The organism is Dietzia sp. SYD-A1 (assembly GCF_015356725.1).
Lineage (GTDB): Bacteria > Actinomycetota > Actinomycetes > Mycobacteriales > Mycobacteriaceae > Dietzia.
Map to the genome: position 1 here is coordinate 1 of NZ_JADDKI010000025.1, position 17642 is coordinate 17642.

19 protein-coding genes and 1 pseudogene are annotated in these 17642 nt (G+C 70.5%); 11 read left to right on the forward strand and 9 right to left on the reverse strand.

The genetic code is table 11. The annotated features are described in order from the left end of the window. The 5 genes from IY392_RS01485 to IY392_RS01505 all read left to right on the forward strand — a co-directional run. Positions 1 to 538, forward strand: a 538-nt coding sequence (locus IY392_RS01485; protein ID WP_194860344.1) for a phosphoglycerate mutase, incomplete at its 5' end; no start/stop codon positions are given. Between the two features lie 132 nt (positions 539 to 670). Further along, positions 671 to 1480 (forward strand): alpha/beta fold hydrolase, encoded by an 810-nt coding sequence (locus tag IY392_RS01490; RefSeq protein WP_107757565.1) that lies wholly within the window; start codon positions 671 to 673, stop codon positions 1478 to 1480. A 14-nt stretch (positions 1481 to 1494) separates the two neighbouring features. Next, a complete protein-coding gene (locus tag IY392_RS01495) occupies positions 1495 to 3720 on the forward strand; it encodes an MMPL family transporter (RefSeq protein WP_194860345.1) in 2226 nt (741 codons plus the stop codon). Further along, positions 3717 to 4415: a lipocalin family protein gene (locus IY392_RS01500; protein ID WP_107757563.1), complete on the forward strand. Its 699-nt coding sequence runs from the start codon at positions 3717 to 3719 to the stop codon at positions 4413 to 4415. Before IY392_RS01495 ends, IY392_RS01500 begins: the two co-directional genes overlap by 4 nt. Before the next feature lie 11 nt (positions 4416 to 4426). Then, positions 4427 to 5812, forward strand: coding sequence for a TIGR01777 family oxidoreductase (locus IY392_RS01505; protein ID WP_194860346.1), 1386 nt, complete (start codon positions 4427 to 4429; stop codon positions 5810 to 5812). Between the two features lie 42 nt (positions 5813 to 5854). On the opposite strand, the gene IY392_RS01510 is transcribed toward IY392_RS01505, so the two are convergent. The 3 genes from IY392_RS01510 to IY392_RS01520 are packed head-to-tail and all read right to left on the reverse strand — an operon-like array spanning position 5855 to position 8345. After that, positions 5855 to 6499: a TetR/AcrR family transcriptional regulator gene (locus tag IY392_RS01510; protein ID WP_107757561.1), complete on the reverse strand. Its 645-nt coding sequence runs from the start codon at positions 6497 to 6499 to the stop codon at positions 5855 to 5857. Between the two features lie 55 nt (positions 6500 to 6554). Then, positions 6555 to 7859 (reverse strand): SPFH domain-containing protein, encoded by a 1305-nt coding sequence (locus IY392_RS01515; protein WP_107757560.1) that lies wholly within the window; start codon positions 7857 to 7859, stop codon positions 6555 to 6557. Positions 7860 to 7910: 51 nt separating this feature from the next. Then, positions 7911 to 8345: an NfeD family protein gene (locus tag IY392_RS01520; protein ID WP_107757559.1), complete on the reverse strand. Its 435-nt coding sequence runs from the start codon at positions 8343 to 8345 to the stop codon at positions 7911 to 7913. 73 nt (positions 8346 to 8418) lie between these two features. On the opposite strand from IY392_RS01520, the gene IY392_RS01525 reads away from it, so the two are divergent. Then, positions 8419 to 9309: a cation diffusion facilitator family transporter gene (locus IY392_RS01525; protein ID WP_107757558.1), complete on the forward strand. Its 891-nt coding sequence runs from the start codon at positions 8419 to 8421 to the stop codon at positions 9307 to 9309. Positions 9310 to 9311: 2 nt separating this feature from the next. Continuing rightward, a complete protein-coding gene (locus tag IY392_RS01530) occupies positions 9312 to 9758 on the forward strand; it encodes an MmcQ/YjbR family DNA-binding protein (RefSeq protein WP_107757557.1) in 447 nt (148 codons plus the stop codon). 5 nt (positions 9759 to 9763) lie between these two features. On the opposite strand, the gene IY392_RS01535 is transcribed toward IY392_RS01530, so the two are convergent. After that, positions 9764 to 10834, reverse strand: coding sequence for an aromatic acid exporter family protein (locus tag IY392_RS01535; RefSeq protein ID WP_194860347.1), 1071 nt, complete (start codon positions 10832 to 10834; stop codon positions 9764 to 9766). A 134-nt stretch (positions 10835 to 10968) separates the two neighbouring features. Here IY392_RS01535 and IY392_RS01540 point away from each other — a divergent pair, with 134 nt between their 5' ends. Together IY392_RS01540 and IY392_RS01545 are read left to right on the forward strand one after the other, a co-directional pair. Continuing rightward, entirely contained in the window at positions 10969 to 11436 is a 468-nt protein-coding gene (locus tag IY392_RS01540) for a hypothetical protein (protein ID WP_107757555.1), read from the forward strand. Positions 11437 to 11553: 117 nt separating this feature from the next. Continuing rightward, complete coding sequence (locus IY392_RS01545) at positions 11554 to 11802, forward strand: hypothetical protein (protein ID WP_107757554.1); 249 nt, start codon at positions 11554 to 11556, stop codon at positions 11800 to 11802. A 57-nt stretch (positions 11803 to 11859) separates the two neighbouring features. Here the strand turns inward: IY392_RS01545 and IY392_RS01550 are convergent, their stop codons facing one another. From IY392_RS01550 to IY392_RS01570, 5 genes are all read right to left on the reverse strand, one after another. After that, on the reverse strand, positions 11860 to 12732 hold the full coding sequence (locus IY392_RS01550) for an alpha/beta fold hydrolase (RefSeq protein WP_228548886.1): 873 nt from the start codon (positions 12730 to 12732) through the stop codon (positions 11860 to 11862). Between the two features lie 69 nt (positions 12733 to 12801). Continuing rightward, on the reverse strand, positions 12802 to 13779 hold the full coding sequence (locus IY392_RS01555; RefSeq protein WP_107757553.1) for a glycine betaine ABC transporter substrate-binding protein: 978 nt from the start codon (positions 13777 to 13779) through the stop codon (positions 12802 to 12804). Next, positions 13776 to 14558 carry an ABC transporter permease gene (locus IY392_RS01560; protein WP_107757552.1) on the reverse strand — a complete coding sequence of 261 codons (783 nt, stop codon included), beginning with the start codon at positions 14556 to 14558 and terminating at the stop codon, positions 13776 to 13778. Before IY392_RS01560 ends, IY392_RS01555 begins: the two co-directional genes overlap by 4 nt. After that, positions 14555 to 15766 (reverse strand): ABC transporter ATP-binding protein, encoded by a 1212-nt coding sequence (locus IY392_RS01565; protein WP_194860348.1) that lies wholly within the window; start codon positions 15764 to 15766, stop codon positions 14555 to 14557. The genes IY392_RS01560 and IY392_RS01565 overlap by 4 nt, the downstream gene beginning before the upstream one ends. Next, the gene (locus IY392_RS01570; RefSeq protein ID WP_107757550.1) at positions 15763 to 16407 is read right to left on the reverse strand and encodes an ABC transporter permease; all 645 of its coding nucleotides are present in this window, start codon (positions 16405 to 16407) and stop codon (positions 15763 to 15765) included. The genes IY392_RS01565 and IY392_RS01570 overlap by 4 nt, the downstream gene beginning before the upstream one ends. A gap of 130 nt (positions 16408 to 16537) precedes the next feature. Between IY392_RS01570 and IY392_RS01575 the strand changes: the two genes are divergently transcribed. After that, the gene (locus IY392_RS01575; protein WP_107758250.1) at positions 16538 to 17377 is read left to right on the forward strand and encodes an inositol monophosphatase family protein; all 840 of its coding nucleotides are present in this window, start codon (positions 16538 to 16540) and stop codon (positions 17375 to 17377) included. Further along, positions 17374 to 17642, forward strand: a pseudogene (locus IY392_RS01580) (alpha-ketoglutarate-dependent dioxygenase AlkB); the annotation flags it as partial. The gene IY392_RS01575 and the pseudogene IY392_RS01580, both read left to right, overlap by 4 nt.

Genomic DNA, 17642 nt, shown 5'->3' on the forward strand with positions numbered 1-17642 from the left:
GGTCAAAGGCCTGCGAGAGGGCCTGCGGGAGGGGGCCGGGTGGGACTGCCCGGTCGAGTGCGACGAGCGCTGGGCCGAGTACGACGCCGACGAGGTGCTCACCGCGGCCCGGGTGGCCGGGGTCAGTGCCGGTCACGGGACCCTCGATTCGGCCGGTGCCTCGGACGAGGCCAAGCAGGCGTTCCAACGTCAGCTCGACGCCGCGCTCGGGCACTGGGCTGGGCTCGAGGCCTTCGACACCTACCGGGCTGCCGCGGAGTCGGCGATCGCGGACGCGGCGGCCCGATCCGGATCGGGCCGCACGACGGTGGTGGTGAGCTCGGCCGGGACGATCTCGCTGGCGGTCGCGGGCCTGTTGGCCGACCCGGAGGGCGTGGTGGGGTTGTGGACCCGACTCCAACGGGTGACCGTCAACACCGGAGTGGCCCGGGTCGTCGTGGGTCGCGGCGGGATGACCTGCATCGCCGTCAACGAGCACCAGCACCTGGAGCGGGCTGCGGGAGGGGAGGACCCTCGGGGTCTGATCACCCTGAGGTGACCGGGCATCCGACCGCCCACGGGTGACCCGCCAGCCGATCAACGCGAGGTGACGAAAAGGTGGCGCCGGCCGCCGTAACGTACGTCTGTGGCGGCCGGACACGGTGGCCGTCCGACTATCAGGAGAGCCACGATGCCCACTTTCCAGCGCGGTCACACGACCATCGCCTACACCGACACCGGCGTCCCCGCCGGACGGGAGGACGCACCCGTGGTGTTCTTCGCCCATGGTCTGCTCTTCTCGGGGTGGATGTTCCAGCACCAGATCGCCCACCTGCGGGACAGGTACCGGTGCGTGGCCGTCGACTTCCGTGGGCAGGGCGACTCGCCCCGCGCGCTCGGCGGATACGACATGGACACGCTGACCGTGGACGTCTCCGAGCTCCTCCGACACCTGCAGATCCCCGTGGTCAACTTCGTCGGCCTGTCCATGGGCGGCTTCGTGGGGATGCGGCTCGCTGCCCGCAACCCAGAGATCGTGCACTCGCTCACGCTCCTCGACTCCGCGGCCACGGCGGAGGAGCCGGCCAACCGCAGTAAGTACAAGACACTGTCCAAGGTGTACCGCCTCGCCGGCATCAGGCCCCTGCGGTCACGGGTGGCCCCGATCATGCTCGCCGACCGCAACCTCTCGGCCCCCTGGGTCGACGAGTGGATGGCGATCCTCGAGCGAACTGACCGCGCCGGCCTCGTCCGGGCCATCAACTCGGTGGCGGACCGCGACCCGTGCGAGGACGAGGCCATCCGGATCATCGCCCCGACGCTGGTCGTGGTGGGCGCGGAGGACGCCGCCACGCCGCCCGAGAAGTCGCGCCGGATAGCCGATCTCATCGCCGACACGAGGTTCCACGAGATCCCCGGTGCGGGGCATTCGCCGACCATGGAACGGCCGGACGAGGTCAACGCCATCCTCGAGGCGTTCCTCTCCGAATACAACGCGTGAGGGCGAGGGAGACGATGAGGACTCGGAGTACGGCGGGCGAGACGCACGCGACCTCCGGAGGCTGGGTGCGGGTGCTGACGGGGAAGCTCACGGCGTGGATGATCCTCGCGGCCGTCCTGCTCGTCTCCGGCGCCGTGTTCGCCCTGGCCTCGTCCGAGGGGGCGTCGGAGGCTCCCCAGACGCTGCCGGACACCTCCGAGGCCGCCCTCGTCTCCCAGATCCAGCAGGAGTTCCCCGACGCCGGATCCGTGCCGGCCGTGCTGGTGGTCACCAGGCAGGACGGCGACGTGCTCGGCCCGGAGGGGATCGCGGCCGCGGTGGGAGCGGGCGAGCGGATGGCGGAGGTCGTCGGCGCCGCGCCCCAGGGACCGATCCCGTCCGAGGACGGGGCCGCCGCTCTGGTCCTGGTGCCGGTCGATGTCGAGTCGATCTCCAACGAGCAGGGCAGTGAGCTGGTCCGCGACATGCGCGCCGCCGTCGCCGATGGCCTGGATCCCGGCCTGGAGGCCCAGCTCACCGGCGGGCCCGCCTTCGCGGCCGACACGGCCGCCGCCTTCGAGGGCGCGGACTTCCGGTTGCTGGCCGCGACCGCGACGGTCGTCGCGGTGCTCCTCATCATCACCTACCGCTCACCGGTCCTGTGGCTCGTCCCCCTCGTCGTGATCGCGGTCGCCGACCGGGTCGCCTCCCTGTTGGTCTCGACCGTCGGCGACGCCCTCGGTGTGACCGTCGACGGGTCCACCTCCGGCATCGTCTCCGTCCTGGTGTTCGGGGCAGGGACCAACTACGCGTTGCTGTTGGTCTCCAGATACCGCGAGGAGCTGCGGAAGACCGAGAACCGTCGCCAGGCGCTGGGCGACGCGTACCGCGGGGCGGTGCCCGCGATCGTCGCCAGCAACATCACCGTGGTCCTGGCCCTGCTCACGCTGTTGCTCGCCACCCTGCCGAACTATCGGTCGCTCGGCATCTCGGCGGCCGTCGGTCTGCTCGTCGCCCTGGCGTACGCCCTCGTGGCGCTCCCGGCCGCGCTGGCCGTGTGCGGGCGCGGCCTGTTCTGGCCCTTCGTCCCCCGGCCGGGGCGCGACACCGGGCGCGCGAACGCGAGCTCCAGCAAGCGCCGGCGTCTGATCGTCCCGACGACCCCCGAGGGCTTCCGCGAGGACGTGCCGTCCGGCGTCTGGGGCCGCATCGCCTCCGGAGTGGTCACCCGCCCGGCCCGGGTCCTCATCTCGTGTGTGTTGATCCTTGTCATCCTCGCGTTCGGGCTGCTGGGAACCCGGATCGGCCTCAGTCAGACCGAGCAGTTCCGCACGCCCTCCGAGGCGGTGGCCGGCCTCGAGACGGCCGCCGAGCACTTCCCGGCCGGCGTCACCGATCCTGTCACCGTGCTCACCCGGACCGGCACCGAGACGGACGTCCTCGAGGCCGTGCAGGGGGTCGAGGGGGTCGTGTCCGCAGTGCCGGCCGGGGAATCGGATACCGGGTGGAGCCGCATCACCGTGACCCTGGACGCCGCCCCCGCGACCGACCGGTCCGAGGACAGCGTCGTGGCGTTGCGCTCCGCGGTCGATGAGGTGCCGGGATCCGAGGCGATCGTCGGCGGTCCGGTGGCCGAGGCCGTCGACACCTCCGACGGCAACCTGCGCGACCTCGCACTGATCGCGCCGCTCATCCTCCTGGTGGTGTTCGCCGTCCTGGTGCTGGCGTTGCGGGCGCTGATCGCCCCGTTGCTCCTGTTGGGTGCGACGGTGCTCTCGTCGCTCGCGGCCCTCGGTCTCGGGACCTTCGTCACCACCCAGATCCTCGGCTTCCCGGGGTTGGACGTGTCGGTCCCGCTGTACAGCTTCCTGTTCCTGGTGGCCCTCGGGGTGGACTACTCGGTCTTCCTCGTCATCCGGGCCCGGGAGGAGGCGGCCACGCACTCCACCCGCGAGGCCATGGTCCGGGCCGTGGCCCTCACCGGTGGCGTGATCACCTCCGCCGGAATCGTCCTGGCCTCGGTCTTCGTGGTCTTGGGCGTGCTGCCGCTCATCGTTCTCACCCAGGTGGGTGTGATCGTGGCCCTCGGCGTCCTGCTGGACACCTTCCTCGTGAGGACCCTGGTGGTGCCGGCACTGTTCACTCTCGTCGGGGAGCGGGTCTGGTGGCCGGGCGACCCGCACGCCTCCGCGTCCCCCGGCGCGGCTCCGGACGACCCCGCCCCAGCCAGCACAGCCGACACGAAGGAGACCCACCCATGACCCCGTCACGCAGTCCCCGGTCCCGTCTGATCGCCACCGCACTGGCCGTGGTCCCGCTGATGGCCGCCGGGGTGGTGGGCGTCCCCGCGGCCGGGGCCCAGGACCTGACCGACGGAGGCCGCCTCGGCGGGGGGTCCTCGCAGCTCAGGGTCCCCGACGGTATCGCGGTGGGGTCGATCGGAGGTCCCGAGCTGCAGCAGGTCGGATACGTCGACCCCGACAGGTTCGTGGGAACCTGGTACCAGGTCGCCGCGATCCCGCAGCCGTACACGCTGCAGTGCACCAACGACACGACCGCCGAGTACGCACGAATCTCCCCCGACACGATCTCGGTGCGCAACTCCTGCGGATCGGCCCTCAGCTCGGATTCGGTGATCGAGGGCGAGGCGACGATCCGTGACACCGCCACCAACGCCTCCCTACGGGTGAATTTCCCGCAGGTGCCGTTCCAGGACGAGAACGGCCCGGTCAACTACCGGATCACCTACCTGGCGGACGACTACTCGCTGGCGATCGTCGGCGACCCGAGCCGGTCCTCCGGGTTCGTGCTGAGCCGCGGGCCCGCGCTCGACGAGGCGCAGTGGTCCACCGTCCGTGACGTCGTCGACGCGCGTGGATGGTGGTCGTGTGCGTTTCTGACCGTTCCCATGGCCGGCGGGCGGGGCGACGTCACCCCGCTGTGCCTGCTGCCCTGAGAGCCGGCCTCATGAGTATCGATCTCCGTTGCACCATCCGGGCCGGCGCGGACGAGGCGTGGGACTACCTGGCCTCGCCGGGCGCCTTCCTCCGGCTCTCGCCACCGTTCATGTCGCTGCGCCCGGTGCGCCAGGCCGATTCCCTGCGGGACGGTGAGGCCGTGCTCGAGCCGAGGTCCGCGCTCCCCGGGCCCCTGGGGATCCGATTCGGACCGCGCTGGATCGCCCGGCACGACCCCGGCGGGTACGTCGAGGGCGAGCGGTTCGTGGACCGCTGCGTCTCCCAGCCCTACGCGGGGCTGACGGGGTGGGTCCACGAGCACACCGTCACCGCCGGCCCGGAGGGTACCGCCGTGCTGGGTGACCGCGTCCGCGCCCGCGTGCCGGGTCCCCTCCTCTCCCCGGTCTTCGCCTACCGCTACCGCCAGATGGCCCTCGACCTCGACCGGGTCCGGCACTTCGCCGACCCGGGAGGACGGCGCACCCTGACCGTGGCGGTCACCGGTGCCTCGGGCCTGGTCGGCACCGCGCTGTGCGCCCTTCTCGGCGTCGCCGGCCACCACGTGATCCGACTCGTCCGGGGCGCGGCGAGCGGCGCCGACGAACGCCGGTGGGACACCGGTGACCCGGATCCGACGCTCCTCGACGGCGTGGACGTGCTGGTCCACCTGGCCGGCGCCTCCATCGCGGGCCGGTTCACCGACCGCCACCTGGCCGCGGTCCGCGACAGCCGGATCGGGCCCACCCGCAGACTCGCCGAGCTCGTCGCCGCGCGGGACGGTGCCACGGCGATGGTGTGCTCCTCCGCCATCGGCTACTACGGCGCCGACTGCGGTGATCGGACCCTCACCGAGGAGACCGGCCCGGGTTCCGGGCCCCTGGCCGAGATCGTGGCCGAATGGGAGGCGGCCTGCGAGCCCGCCCGCCGGTCCCGCGCCCGCGTGGTGACCATGCGCACCGGCCTCGTCCTGTCCGGAGCGGGTGGTCTGTTGCCTCCCCTGGCCGCCATCACCCGGACGGGCCTCGGTGGCCGATTGGGTTCTGGGCGGCAGTGGATGTCCTGGATCGCGCTCGACGACCTCACCGACATCTACCTCCGTGCCGTCGTCGACCCCACACTGGTCGGGACCCTCAACGCAGTGGCGCCGCAGCCGGTCACCAATTCGCAGTTCACCCGTGTCCTGGGGTCGGTGCTCCGCCGTCCCACCGTGGTCCCGGTCCCCGGGTTCGCGCCCGGTCTGCTGCTGGGCAGTCGTGGCTCGGACGAGCTCGCGCTGGCGGACCAGAAGGTCGACCCGGTGGTGCTGCGCGATCTCGCACATCCGTTCCGCTATCCCGCCCTCGGGGCCGCGCTGGCCCATGAACTGGGCGGGGAGAAGGTGCCCACCTCACTCTGAGGCGGACCGACCCTCCGAGGCGACCCGGCGTTCCGAGACCGCTCAGCGCTGCAGGATCATCGGGACCAGGGCCCGCCGCGCCAGCTCCCGGATCTCCTCCTCGGTCTCGAGGACCGGCGGTCCGTCCGGCATCACGGCGATGGAGTGGAGGAAGCGGCCCACGACGCTCCCGACCTCGCGGGACAGGGTGTCGAACTCGTCCGCGTCCATCGGGCGGGTGTGCACATCGGCGTTCCAGGTGCTCCGGATGAAATCGGCGACGATCTCGGTGATGGCACCGAGGACCGAGTCGGACTGTCCGGCGAGCATCGCCATGGCCTCGAGCTTGTCCACCTCGACGATGCGCTGCAGGATCTCGCTTCTCCGGATGTCGAAGACGGTGCCGACGAGAAGGTCCTCGACGTGTCTGACGGGGTCCCACTCGAGGGACTCGAACGGGGTGAACCGCGCGATGACCGACATCATCAGGCGCTGTGCCTCGTGGGCGTACAGGGCACGGAGGATCTGTTCGCGGGGACCGAGCCGGCGATACAGGGTCACCCTCGTCACCCCGGCCGCTCGGGCGATGTCGTCGGTGCTCGCGCCCTTGATGCCGCGCTCGGCGATGACCGAGGCCGCCGCCTCGATCAGACGGATGTCCTCCTCATCGGGTGGCTGGGCGCCACCGCGTCCACTGTTACGTGCCACACAGGCATGTTACTTCCAGTGGTCGTGGCGGCGCCCGGAACCCGGCCGGATCCGTTCAGGGACGGTCTCGGCCGCTCTCGTCGAGCGGGTATCCGCCTTGGTGCAGGTCGGTGTCGAGCCCCGCGGCGGGGTCGATACCGGTGGGTTGACCCGGCTGCGCCCCCTGCGGCCCGGAGAGGGCGGGCGTGTCGTCGGGGGCGGCCCCGCCCTCGGACTCCGGCACCATGTCGAACACGCCCGGCTTGGGCTTGGCCTTGCGCGGCTCCTCGTCCATGACCGAGGTCGTCCCCTTGGCGGCGGCCTCCGCGGCGGCCACGGAGCGGGCGATCTCCGGGTCGGTGGACGTGTCGAACCACTCGTCGGGCGCGGACGGCAGATCCGCATCCGTGTCGACGTCCGCGGGCTCGTAGCGGAAGACCCCGTCGTCGTCCTTCTTGGCCACGGCCTTGGCGAAGTTCTCGAGCGAATCGCCGAACTGCGACGGGATCATCCACATCGTCGCGGCATCGCCCTTGGCCATCTCCGGCAGATTCTGCACGTACTGGTAGGCGAGCATTTCCGGGGTGGGCTTCGAGGCCTTGACCGCCGCGTTGACGCGGGCGATGGCCGCGGCCTGACCCTCGGCCACGAGGTACCGGGCGGCCCGCTCACCCTGGGCCCGCAGCATGCGCGACTGGCGGTCGGCCTCGGCGGACAGGATCGCGGCCTGCTTGTTGCCCTCGGCGTCGAGGATGGCGGCCTGCTTGGCGCCCTGCGCGGTGGTGATCGCGGCTTCGCGTTGACCTTCGGCGGTGAGGATGGTCGCGCGCTTCTCGCGGTCCGCACGCATCTGCTTCTCCATCGAGTCCTGGATGGAGGGCGGCGGATCGATCGACCGCAGCTCGACCCGGGCCACCCGCAGGCCCCATCGTCCGGTCTCCGAGTCCAGCACCCCGCGCAGCTGCTTGTTGATCATGTCGCGGCTGGTCAGGGTCTGCTCGAGGGTGAGGCCACCCACGACGTTGCGCAGGGTGGTGGTGGCGAGCTGCTCCACGGCGATGATGTAGTTGTTGATCTCGTAGACCGCCGACTTCGGGTCGGTGACCTGGAAGTAGACGACCGTGTCGATGCTCAGCGTGAGGTTGTCCTCGGTGATCATCGACTGGGGCGGGAAGGTCACGACGCGCTCGCGGAGGTCCACCTTGGCGCGCACGCGGTCGATGAACGGGATGATCAGCGTCAGCTGGCCGCTCGCGGTCCGTTGATATCGCCCGAGCCGCTCGATGACCGCGGCCTCCGCCTGCGGTATGAGCTTCACGGAACTCACCACCACCGAGGCGATCAGGATGACGATGACGGCGAGGAAGATCAAGCCTTCCATGGTTTCCTCCAATTGTGTCGTGCTGTCGGCTGTGTGTCTGACCCGCGTGCTCTAGAGTCCACGCACGACTATCGCGGTGGCCCCGTCGATCTCATGTACGAGGACCTTGTCCCCGGCGTCGAACGTCTCGCCCTCGATGAGCGGGCGTGCCGTCCACGTGTCACCGGCGATCTCGACCAGACCGCCGGACGGCCCGATCGACTCGATCACGGTGCCGTCGCGTCCGGTCAGGGCAGCGGTGTTGGTGTCGTGCTCGGGGAGCGCGGCCAGCATGCGGCGGCGGACGAGGGGTCGCACACCCGCGACGAGGATGATCGAGACGAGGGCGAAGGCCAGGGCCTGTCCCCATATCGGGGCGCCGAGTGCGGCGGCCGCCGCCCCGCCGAGTGCGCCCCCGGCGAGCATGATGAGGAAGAGTTCGCCCCCCGCCGCCTCACCGGCGGCGAGCAACACCGCTACTGCGAGCCAGACAAGTCCTCCATGCATGCCTACGACCCTACCGACATCCGCCGGTCGGCAGGGGGGACGTCGTCTCGCGGTCGGACTACGCTGAGTCGACGTGTCGACTCTGAAGAAGTTCGCGTGGTTGTCGGTGGCCACGTCGATCGTCACCATCGCGCTGAAGATGGCGGCCTGGTGGGTGACCGGGTCGGTCGGCCTGCTCTCGGACGCGGCCGAGTCGGTGGTCAACCTGGTGGCCTCGGTGGTGGCGTTGATCGCCATCACGGTCGCGGAGCGCCCGGCCGACGACGACCATCAGTACGGCCACTCCAAGGCCGAGTACTTCTCCGCCGGGGTCGAGGGCGCGATGATCTTCGTCGCCTCGACGTTCATCCTCTACACGGGCGTCGAGCGACTGATCAACCCGGTGCCGATCGAGTCACTCGGGTTGGGTCTCGCGATCTCGGTCGTGGCCGCGGTGGTCAACGGCGTCGTCGGCGCCCTGTTGATCCGGGCGGGGACACGGCATCGGTCACCCACGCTGAAGGCTGACGGAAAACACCTGATGACAGACGTCGTGACCTCGGTCGGTGTGGTGATCGGCGTGGCACTGGTGTGGATCACCGGGTGGGAGTTCCTCGATCCGATCGTCGCGCTCGCGGTGGGGCTCAACATCCTGTTCATCGGGTACAAGCTGGTCCACGAATCCGGCATGGGGCTGATGGACGCGACACTGCCCGACGAGGACAACCGGGCGATCCAGGAGGTGCTGGACAGGCATCGGCAGCCCGGCCGGGTCGACTTCCACGAGCTGCGGACACGCGAATCCGGCAGGTGGAGGTTCGTCGAGTTCCACGCGCTCGTCCCCGGTGACTGGAGTGTGGATCAGGGCCACGACCTCGTCGAGACGGTCGAGCAGGAGATCCACGCCGCGCTTCCGCATTCCCACATCACCACCCACCTCGAACCGATCGAGGACGAGAGGGCCTACAACGACGTGAGGTTGTAGCCGTGGGCCACCCCGTCATGTTCGACGACTCCGATCCACTGCTCGCCCGGGTTCGTCGCATCTGCCTGGCCCTTCCGGATGCTGCGGAGAAGATCTCGCACGGGCGACCGAACTGGTACACGACCAGGGTCTTCGCCACCTACGGCGGCGCCGTGAAGGGCGAGCATTCGGGGTCTCGACTCGATCGCGCCCTGCTGTTCCTCCCCGATCCCGACGACCTGCCGGCCCTCGACCTGGACGAGCGCTTCGTGGTGCCCGCCTACGTGGGGGTCCGGGGATGGCGGGCGTTGCCACTGGACCGGCCCGGGGCGGGGGCGGGGCATCCCGGCACTGTGGACTGGGACGAGGTCGCCGAGTTGGTCGAATCCTCGTATCGGCAACTCGCCGGCGCCAGGAGGGTCGCCAGACTGGATGATCTGCGGCGCCAGGCCGACCGGGACGATCACTAGGCGGGTTACCGCACGGGCCGCTCCGAGGCGACGTCGTCGATGAGCAGCGCGATGTGGAGCATGCTGGTGAGCAGCGAACCGTAGACCGGCCAGGAGTCCCGGGGCAGTCGGCCGTCCTCCGCCATGGAGTGCGTCAACCCGATCAGCCTGTCGTGGATGGAGTCCATCTCGGCGTCGGGATCGGCGATCGCCCGGCCGGCGTCCCGCGCGATCGAGGCCCACTCGCTGCGGAAACGCTCGTCCCATGGCCCCTCGGTGTAGGTGGCCTCGTGGAGGGTCCGGATCAGGTGCCTCATGTGCGAGACGGCCTCGTCGACGCGGCTCAGCACCTCCGCGTAGTCGACGCTCTCGCCGACCTGCCGTGCGCCACCGAGGCGTCGCCGGATCAGACGGGGGTTCGAGCGTCGGCTCTCCCGGGCGAAGTTCACCGTCCCCCACGCCGTCTCGACCTCCTCGGACACCGACTCGATCTCGCGACGCCACGCGTCGGCGTTGTCGGTCTCCCATGAGGTGGAGAACTCATCGGCCATGTCGATGAGGATGTCGCCGAGCCGGCGGTCGATGCTGTCCACGTGGCTGGACGCCTGCTGGTCGCGCACCGGGGGGATGATCAGCAGATTGACCAGTACCCCGATCCCCACCCCGACGGCGACCTCGAGGATGCGGTCGAGCAGGAGGGGCTGCTGATCGGAGAATCCGCTGGAGAGCACGAACACCGCCGTGGTGGCGATCGCCACCCCCTCGTCCCTGATCCAGGTGATCCGGGCTCCGGCCAGCCCCACGAACATCGCCAGCGCGAAGGTCCACACACTGACGCCCAGGTAATAGCCGATGAGGAAGGACATCCCGACACCGATCGCGGACGCCACAGTCGTCTGTACTCCGCGGGACAATGACCGGTGGACCGTGGCGTGCACGGTGAGCAGCGCGGTCCAGGGCGCCAGGAACGGCAGGGGTGAGTTGAGCACGTGCGCCGACAGCCACCACGCGGCGGTGGCGGCGATCACACTCTTGACGATCTGCAGGAGATCGGTCGTGACGTCGGGCCGGCCCGCGAGTTCTCGTAGTCGTCGCATACCGAGCATTCTCGTGGCTCTCCGGGAGGGACGACACCGCACCCCCGGAGGTCACCGCGCGGCAGCGCGCTCTGCCCTAGGGTCGGAGCTGTCACGAAGGACGGCGGTGCCGTCCGGCGCCCTCGGAAGGACCCATGGACCCCCTCGATTCCCACCTCCTGTCGGCGGCGACGGTCGAACTCGGCCCGGACACGCGGCTCACGCTGCTCGCCGCCGGGCTGATCTTCCTGCTGGCCCTGGGGCTGGGGGTGTGGAAATACCGGCAGATGGCGACGAGCGCCGACCACCTCGCGCACCCGTACGTCGACATCGCGCACCGGGCGGCCCTGCTGTACTCCTTCGCGACGCTGCTCATCGCCGTGTTCGTGGAGCTGAGTAGTTGGCCGACCTGGGTCAACCTCGCCGCGGCCGGGGTCCTGGTGTTCTTCTTCGTCGTGGCGATCGCCAGCTACATCGTGCACGGTGCCCTGAAGGACACGACCAACCAGTTCGACGGTGCCTCGCCTGCGACGCACGTCGGCATGGTGGCACTCATCGTGGGTGAGATGGGCGGGTTCGCGGTACTGCTGGCCGGCTTCGTCGACGGCCAGTTCCTGAGCTGAGACGGGGGTGCGGACGCGCGCGGTTAGACTCGTCCCATGCCGACGCGCCCCCGTTCCGAGCCCGGCCGGCAGAGGAAGGACTCGACGAGGATGCCGAGGAGGAGACCGTCCGGGAGCATGGATCTGGGTACCCGGGCACTGGTGCTGGGGGCGGGTTCCCTCGCGCTGTCCTGGGTTCCCCTGCTCAACATCATCGCGTTCCTCGCCGCGTTGATGGCGGTGGCGTTCGGGCTGCTCGCGCGATGGCCCACGGGGTGGCTCACCAACGAGGAACCCGACCCTCGGCGGGGGTTGGCCGGCGTCGTCCTCGGCGGGATCGCGATCGTGGTCTTCGTCATCACCGCGGTGCGGTACTCGGCGCTCTAGTCCCGCCGACCGGACAGGCGCCCGGACCGTGGCGTCGGCGCCGCTCCCGGACCGCACTCAGTGCCTGTTGGACACCACCCAGCCGAGCGCCGTGCGCATCCGACGCGCGAACCTCCCGGGGTGCGTCGCGCAGGCCGCGTGACCGGCGCTGATCGGGAACACCGCGCTGTGCGGCAGGAGATCGGCCATCTCGTCCTGGATCCACCGGGGGAAGGCGATGTCGCGCATGGTCTTGATGATCGCGACCGGGAGGTCAAGTTCGTGGAGCCACGACGTGGAGTTGAACCGGGCCACTTCCGCGATCACGGTCCGGTGGGTGGCGAGGGGCACGGAGGCCAGTTCGCGTATCGCCCAGGTGTAGGCGCCGGGCACCTCGTCGTCGATCTGTCTGGCCACCTCGACGGGTACGGCGTTGAGGGCGGGCGCCCCGCGCGTCAACGAGCCGAGCGTGATCCTCTCCAGGGCGTTGCGCTGGGCGCCCGTCCCGGTCGCGGCCAGCACCAGACCCCCGAGCCGGGACGGGTCCCGCCGGGCCGTGAGTTGGGCGACGATCCCGCCCATCGAGTACCCGCCGATGACCGGCCGGTCCAGCTCCAGGTGGTCGGCCACCCGGAGTACGTCCTCGCTCAGGGAGTCGAAGTCGAACCGGCCACCGTCGCCCATGCCGTGGCGCCGCTGATCGTAGGTGATGAGCCGGTACTCCCCCTGCAGGCGTTGAAAGGTCTGGTACCAGTTGAGCATTCCGGTGGCCGCCATCCCGTGCAGCAGTACCACCGGGGTCAGGTGATCCTCACCCGTGTCGTAGAGCCTGGTGGTGACGTCGTCGGTGAGGGTGACGATCCTCCCGGCCGGGAGCCGGCCCACGTCCGGCGCCATCCGCGGAAGCCGCGCCGCCGACCTGGGGAGCGACGACAGCAGATTCCTGGTCATGGGTCTCCTCCTCGGGTGCCTCCCCCGATTGTTCGCCACCTCGCCGCCGGATGCACGGACCGGCGACGGTCACTCCACGGAGACGAGTCCCTGTTCCACCAGGAAATCCCTCGCGACCAGTGCCGGATCGTCGCCGTCGACGTCGACCCGCATGTTGAGGTCGACCATCACGTCGTTGTCGAGGACCTCGATGAGCGGCGCGAGAACCTGCTCGATCTCCGGGTGCGCGTCCAGGAACTCGCCCCGGACCACCGTCGCGAGGTTGTAGACGGGGAAGAAGCGACGGTCGTCCTCCAGGACCACCAGGTCGAGTCCCTTGATCCGGCCGTCGGTGGTGTAGACCTCCCCGAACCGGCATTCCCGGCCGGTGGCGGTGGCCTGGTAGATGATCCCGGGCTGCATGATCGGCACGGGGACCGTGGCGGCGTCGAAGCCGTAGGCCTCGGCCAGGCCCGGCCAGCCGTCACGCCTCACGGAGAATTCGGTCTCCATACAGGTCACGGCCGACTCCGGATCGGTCTGGACGAGCCGGGCGTAGTCGGAGAACGTGCGGACGCCCGTCTCCTGCGCGGTGTCCCGGTTCAGGGCGAACGAATAGGTGTTGTCGACGGTGGTCGGGGGTAGCCACCGGATGTCGTGGGCCTCGAGGTCGGCGTCCCGGACCGCGACCCACTGCGCTTCGGGGTCGCGGACCGGTTCGGAGTTGCCGAGGTAGCTCATCCACGCGGTGCCCGTGTACTCCATCCCGATGTCGACCTGGCCGGTGACCAGGGCCTGCCGGAAACTGTTGGACCCGGCCAGCGAGGACATGTCGGAGACCTCCATCCCGGCGGCCGCCAGGAGGAACTCCACCAGATAGCTGCTGATCACGCCCTCGGTGAAGTCCTTGCCGCCGACCGTCACGCGAACCCCTTCGAGCGCGGGGACGGTCCCGTCCGGCCCGGGGCCCACGGGCAGCGGTACGGACCCGCCGTCGCTCAGCCCACACCCGGTCGCCACGAGAACGGTGGCCAGGCACGAGGCGAGGAGTCGCTTCACGGTGGTCATCGCAGCCCCCTCGGGTTGAACAGGACCTCGCCCACCCCGCCGAGCCAGTCGACCAGCAGGGCCAGGCACACCGCCAGGACGGAACCCACCACGAGGGTGGTGGTGTCCTGGAGGCGGTAACCGGTGTCGATGAAGATCCCCAGTCCGCCCGCGTCCACCAGGAAGCTCAGCGTGGCGGTGCCGACCGCCAGTACCAGCGTGGTCCGGAGCCCGGCCAGGATGAACGGCACCGCCAGCGGCAGCTCGACGGTGCGCAGGACCCGTCGTGAGGTCATGCCCTGCCCGCGCGCCGCGTCGATCAGCGCCGGATCCACGTTCCGGATGCCCACGATCGTGTTGCGCAGCACCGGGAGCAGTGAGTAGACGGCCACGGGAAGGACACCGATCCAGAAGCCGGTGCGGTTGGTGGCGAGGAAGAGCAGCACGATCAGGCCGATCGCCGGCGCCGCCTGGCCGATGTTGGCGATCCCGATGGCGACGGGCGCGAGGAAACCCATCCGGCGGCGGGTGAGCAGGATCCCCAACGGCACCCCCACCGCGACGACGATCGCGGCCACGGTGAAGGTGATCTGGACGTGCTCCAGGGTGCGTTGGGTGATGGACGAGGCGTTGAGCGAGGCCCGCTGGGTCTCGTCGAGCTCGGTCCCGAAGGCCCACCACAGCACGCCCACCGCGGCCAGGGTGATGACGATCGGCTGCACCACCAACCGTGCCGAGTCCGCGCGGGACCCCGCCCGGGACCCCGCGCGGGAGGCGGAGTCGGTCGTCGCGGCGCTCACGAGCGCTCCACGGTGTCCGCGGGGCCTGTGGGCTCCGGGGAGCCAGGGTCGTTGTGGTGGTGGTGGATGCGCCGGAGCTCCGCCACCAGGTCGTCGATCCCGATCGTCCCCCGGTACGCGCCTGACCGGTCCACCACCACGGTGGTCGCGCTGGCGGTCGAGAGCAGTCCGTCGAGCGCTTCCTGGAGCGTCGAGTCGACCGTGACGGTTCCCGTCACCGGCTGACCACCCGAACGCAGGTCCGGCATCCCGGCCACCAGGTCACCCCGGACCCAGCGCAGGGGGCGCCCGTCGTCGGCGAGCACCACCGCCCACTCGTCGTCGGTCCCGCGGACGCGGGCGGCGAAGTCCGAGGGAGCCTCCGACTCCCTCGCCGTCGTCGCCCCCGCCAGGTCCACGTCCCCCACCCGCCGGAGGGTGAGGGTCTTGAGCGCGGCGTCGTCGCCGATGAACCCGGCGACGGTCTCGTCCGCCGGATTGGCGAGGATCGCCTCGGGGGAGTCGAACTGGAGGACCGAGGAACCGGGACCGAGCACGGCGATCCGATCGCCCAGCCGGACGGCCTCGTTGAAGTCGTGGGTGACAAAGACGATGGTCTTGTGCAGATCCTCCTGCAGGCGGATGAGTTCGTCCTGGAGCGAGGCGCGGGTGATGGGGTCCACGGCGCCGAACGGTTCGTCCATGAGCAGCACCGGGGGGTCGGCGGCCAGCGCGCGTGCCACCCCGACGCGCTGTTGCTGGCCGCCGGAGAGCTGTGCGGGATAGCGGTCGCGGTAATCGGCGGGGTCCAGGCCCACCAGTTCCAGCATCTGGTCCACGCGGTCGGAGATGCGCGATCTCCTCCACCTGAGCAACCGGGGCACGGTCCCCACGTTCTGGGCGACCGTCATGTGCGGGAACAGGCCGGACGCCTGGATCGCGTAGCCGATGTGGCGTCGGAGGGTGTCGGCGTCGAGGGTCCGGTTGTCCCGGCCGTCGATCGTGATGGTGCCCGAGGACGGCTCGATGAGGCGGTTGATCATCCGCATCGTGGTGGTCTTGCCGCAGCCGGACGGCCCCACGAACACGGTGGTGCGCCCGGCGGGGAGCTCGAGCGAGACGTGGTCGACGGCGGGCCGTTCCTGGCCGGGGTAGATCTTGGTGACGTCGTCCAGGGCGATGGGCACGCCGGACACTGCGCCGGACTCGTGTGCGGCGGGTGTGGTCACTGGTTCCCCCTGATGGTCAGGCGCCCGAGCAGGACGAGGAGCGCGTCGAGGACGAGCGCGAGGACGACGATGAGGACGGTCGCGGTGAGCGCCATCGGCAGGGCGGTGGGAGTCCCCACCCGGGAGAGCCCGGCGAAGATCAGGTTGCCCAACCCGGGTCCCTTGGCGTACGCGGCGATGGCGAGGATGCCCATGGACATCTGGGTGGACACACGGATCCCGGCGAGGATCGACGGCCACGCCAGCGGGATCTCCACCCGGCCCAGGACTCCCATCCGGCTCATCCCCACCCCGCGCGCCGCATCGACCGTCGCGGCGGGGACGGCGTCGAGCCCGACGATGGTGTTGCGCAGGATCGGCAGCACCGCGTAGATGACCAGCGCCGTCATGGTGGGCAGGACACCCAGGCCCAGGATGGGGATGAGCAGTCCCAGCAGGGCGAACGAGGGCACGGTCAGGGCGGTGGCGGCCAGGCCGGTGGCCACCGCGGACCCGGCCCTGCTGCGGTAGACCGCCACACCGACCGCGACCGACAGCAGTGTGGCGAGCAGGACCGCCTGCACGGTCGCGCTGACGTGCTGCCACGAATCCGTGGCGAGTTGGAGCCGGCGGGTGGAGATGAAGTCCACGAGGTCGTTCAACGTCTCTCGGCTCCGTCCGTGCGGTTCGGTCTGCTCACGTTATCCGGACGGGTGGCGGTGGAGGGGTGGGAACGAGGATCTCGCGTCGCGAACGGGTGTGCGACCGGTGGCCGTGATGCACCATGGGGCCATGACTGCCAGGCCCGACCGACCACTGGACCCCGACCTGATCGAGCATCTCGACGAGCTGCTCGCCGCCACCGGCAGGATCGCCCGCCGACACTTCCACGGTGAGCTCCAGGATCTGGTCGCCGAGGACAAGGGCGGCGACCGGGGGTACGACCCGGTGACCGAGGCCGACCGGGACATCGAGGCGTTGCTGCGTGCCGGGATCTCGTCGATGGCGCCGGGGGACCGGGTGGTGGGCGAGGAGAACGGCGAGTCCGGCCCCTCCGACGCCTCGCGCACCTGGTACCTCGACCCGATAGACGGCACCAAGGCCTTCATGACGGGCATGGCCGGGTGGGGCACGCTGGTCGGAGTGGTGGAGAACGGCCGCGCGGTGGCGGGGTGGATGGACCAGCCGGTGTTGGGGGAGACCTTCTCCGCGGTCCACGGCCGGGCGACCGTGCGTCGCCGGTCGGACGGTCCGGAGGCCTTCGACCTCCACGCCTCCGGGTGCGACGAGCTGTCCGAGGCGATCATGTACACCACGCACCCGTCGATGTTCGGAGACCAGGGCGGGTTGCGACGGCGCTACGACGACCTCGCCTCGCGGGTCCGCCTGCAACGCTTCGGCGGGGACTGCTACGCCTACTGCATGCTGGCCGCGGGCCGGGTGGACCTCGTGGTCGAGTCGGATCTGAATCCCTACGACATCGTGGCGCTCATCCCGATCGTCGAGGCGGCGGGCGGCGTGATCACCGGCCCGGACGGGCGGCAGCCACTGGGCGGCGGGACCGTCGTGGCGGCCGCGACACCGGCCCTGGCCGAGCAGGCGTGGGGAGTGCTCGGCGCGGATCCGCGGTGACCGACCCTCTCTTCGGGATCCACCGTCCGCGGGTGATCCTCGCCCCCGGCGCCGTCCATGTCCCGGACTGGATGGACCGCGCGCAGCAGGAGTTCCTGCTCCGGGCGTGCGTGGACTGGGCCGCCGCGCGACCGCCGCGGTCGATCGTGCTGCCCGGCGGGGGCAGGATGTCGGTGCGGACGCTCAGCCTGGGGCGGCACTGGACGCCGTACCGGTACGACGACGACGAGGTGGTCCCGCCGCTACCGGACTGGCTGGTCCGGGC

What these genes read in the sequence shown, in the direction of transcription:
- IY392_RS01490 (WP_107757565.1), top strand. Translation starts at nt 671, where the DNA reads ATGCCCACTTTCCAGCGCGGTCACACGACCATCGCCTACACCGACACC.
- IY392_RS01495 (WP_194860345.1), top strand. Translation starts at nt 1,495, where the DNA reads ATGAGGACTCGGAGTACGGCGGGCGAGACGCACGCGACCTCCGGAGGC.
- IY392_RS01500 (WP_107757563.1), top strand. Translation starts at nt 3,717, where the DNA reads ATGACCCCGTCACGCAGTCCCCGGTCCCGTCTGATCGCCACCGCACTG.
- IY392_RS01505 (WP_194860346.1), top strand. Translation starts at nt 4,427, where the DNA reads ATGAGTATCGATCTCCGTTGCACCATCCGGGCCGGCGCGGACGAGGCG.
- IY392_RS01515 (WP_107757560.1), bottom strand. Translation starts at nt 7,859, where the DNA reads ATGGAAGGCTTGATCTTCCTCGCCGTCATCGTCATCCTGATCGCCTCG.
- IY392_RS01520 (WP_107757559.1), bottom strand. Translation starts at nt 8,345, where the DNA reads ATGCATGGAGGACTTGTCTGGCTCGCAGTAGCGGTGTTGCTCGCCGCC.
- IY392_RS01535 (WP_194860347.1), bottom strand. Translation starts at nt 10,834, where the DNA reads ATGCGACGACTACGAGAACTCGCGGGCCGGCCCGACGTCACGACCGAT.
- IY392_RS01540 (WP_107757555.1), top strand. Translation starts at nt 10,969, where the DNA reads ATGGACCCCCTCGATTCCCACCTCCTGTCGGCGGCGACGGTCGAACTC.
- IY392_RS01545 (WP_107757554.1), top strand. Translation starts at nt 11,554, where the DNA reads ATGGATCTGGGTACCCGGGCACTGGTGCTGGGGGCGGGTTCCCTCGCG.
- IY392_RS01550 (WP_228548886.1), bottom strand. Translation starts at nt 12,732, where the DNA reads ATGACCAGGAATCTGCTGTCGTCGCTCCCCAGGTCGGCGGCGCGGCTT.
- IY392_RS01555 (WP_107757553.1), bottom strand. Translation starts at nt 13,779, where the DNA reads ATGACCACCGTGAAGCGACTCCTCGCCTCGTGCCTGGCCACCGTTCTC.
- IY392_RS01575 (WP_107758250.1), top strand. Translation starts at nt 16,538, where the DNA reads ATGACTGCCAGGCCCGACCGACCACTGGACCCCGACCTGATCGAGCAT.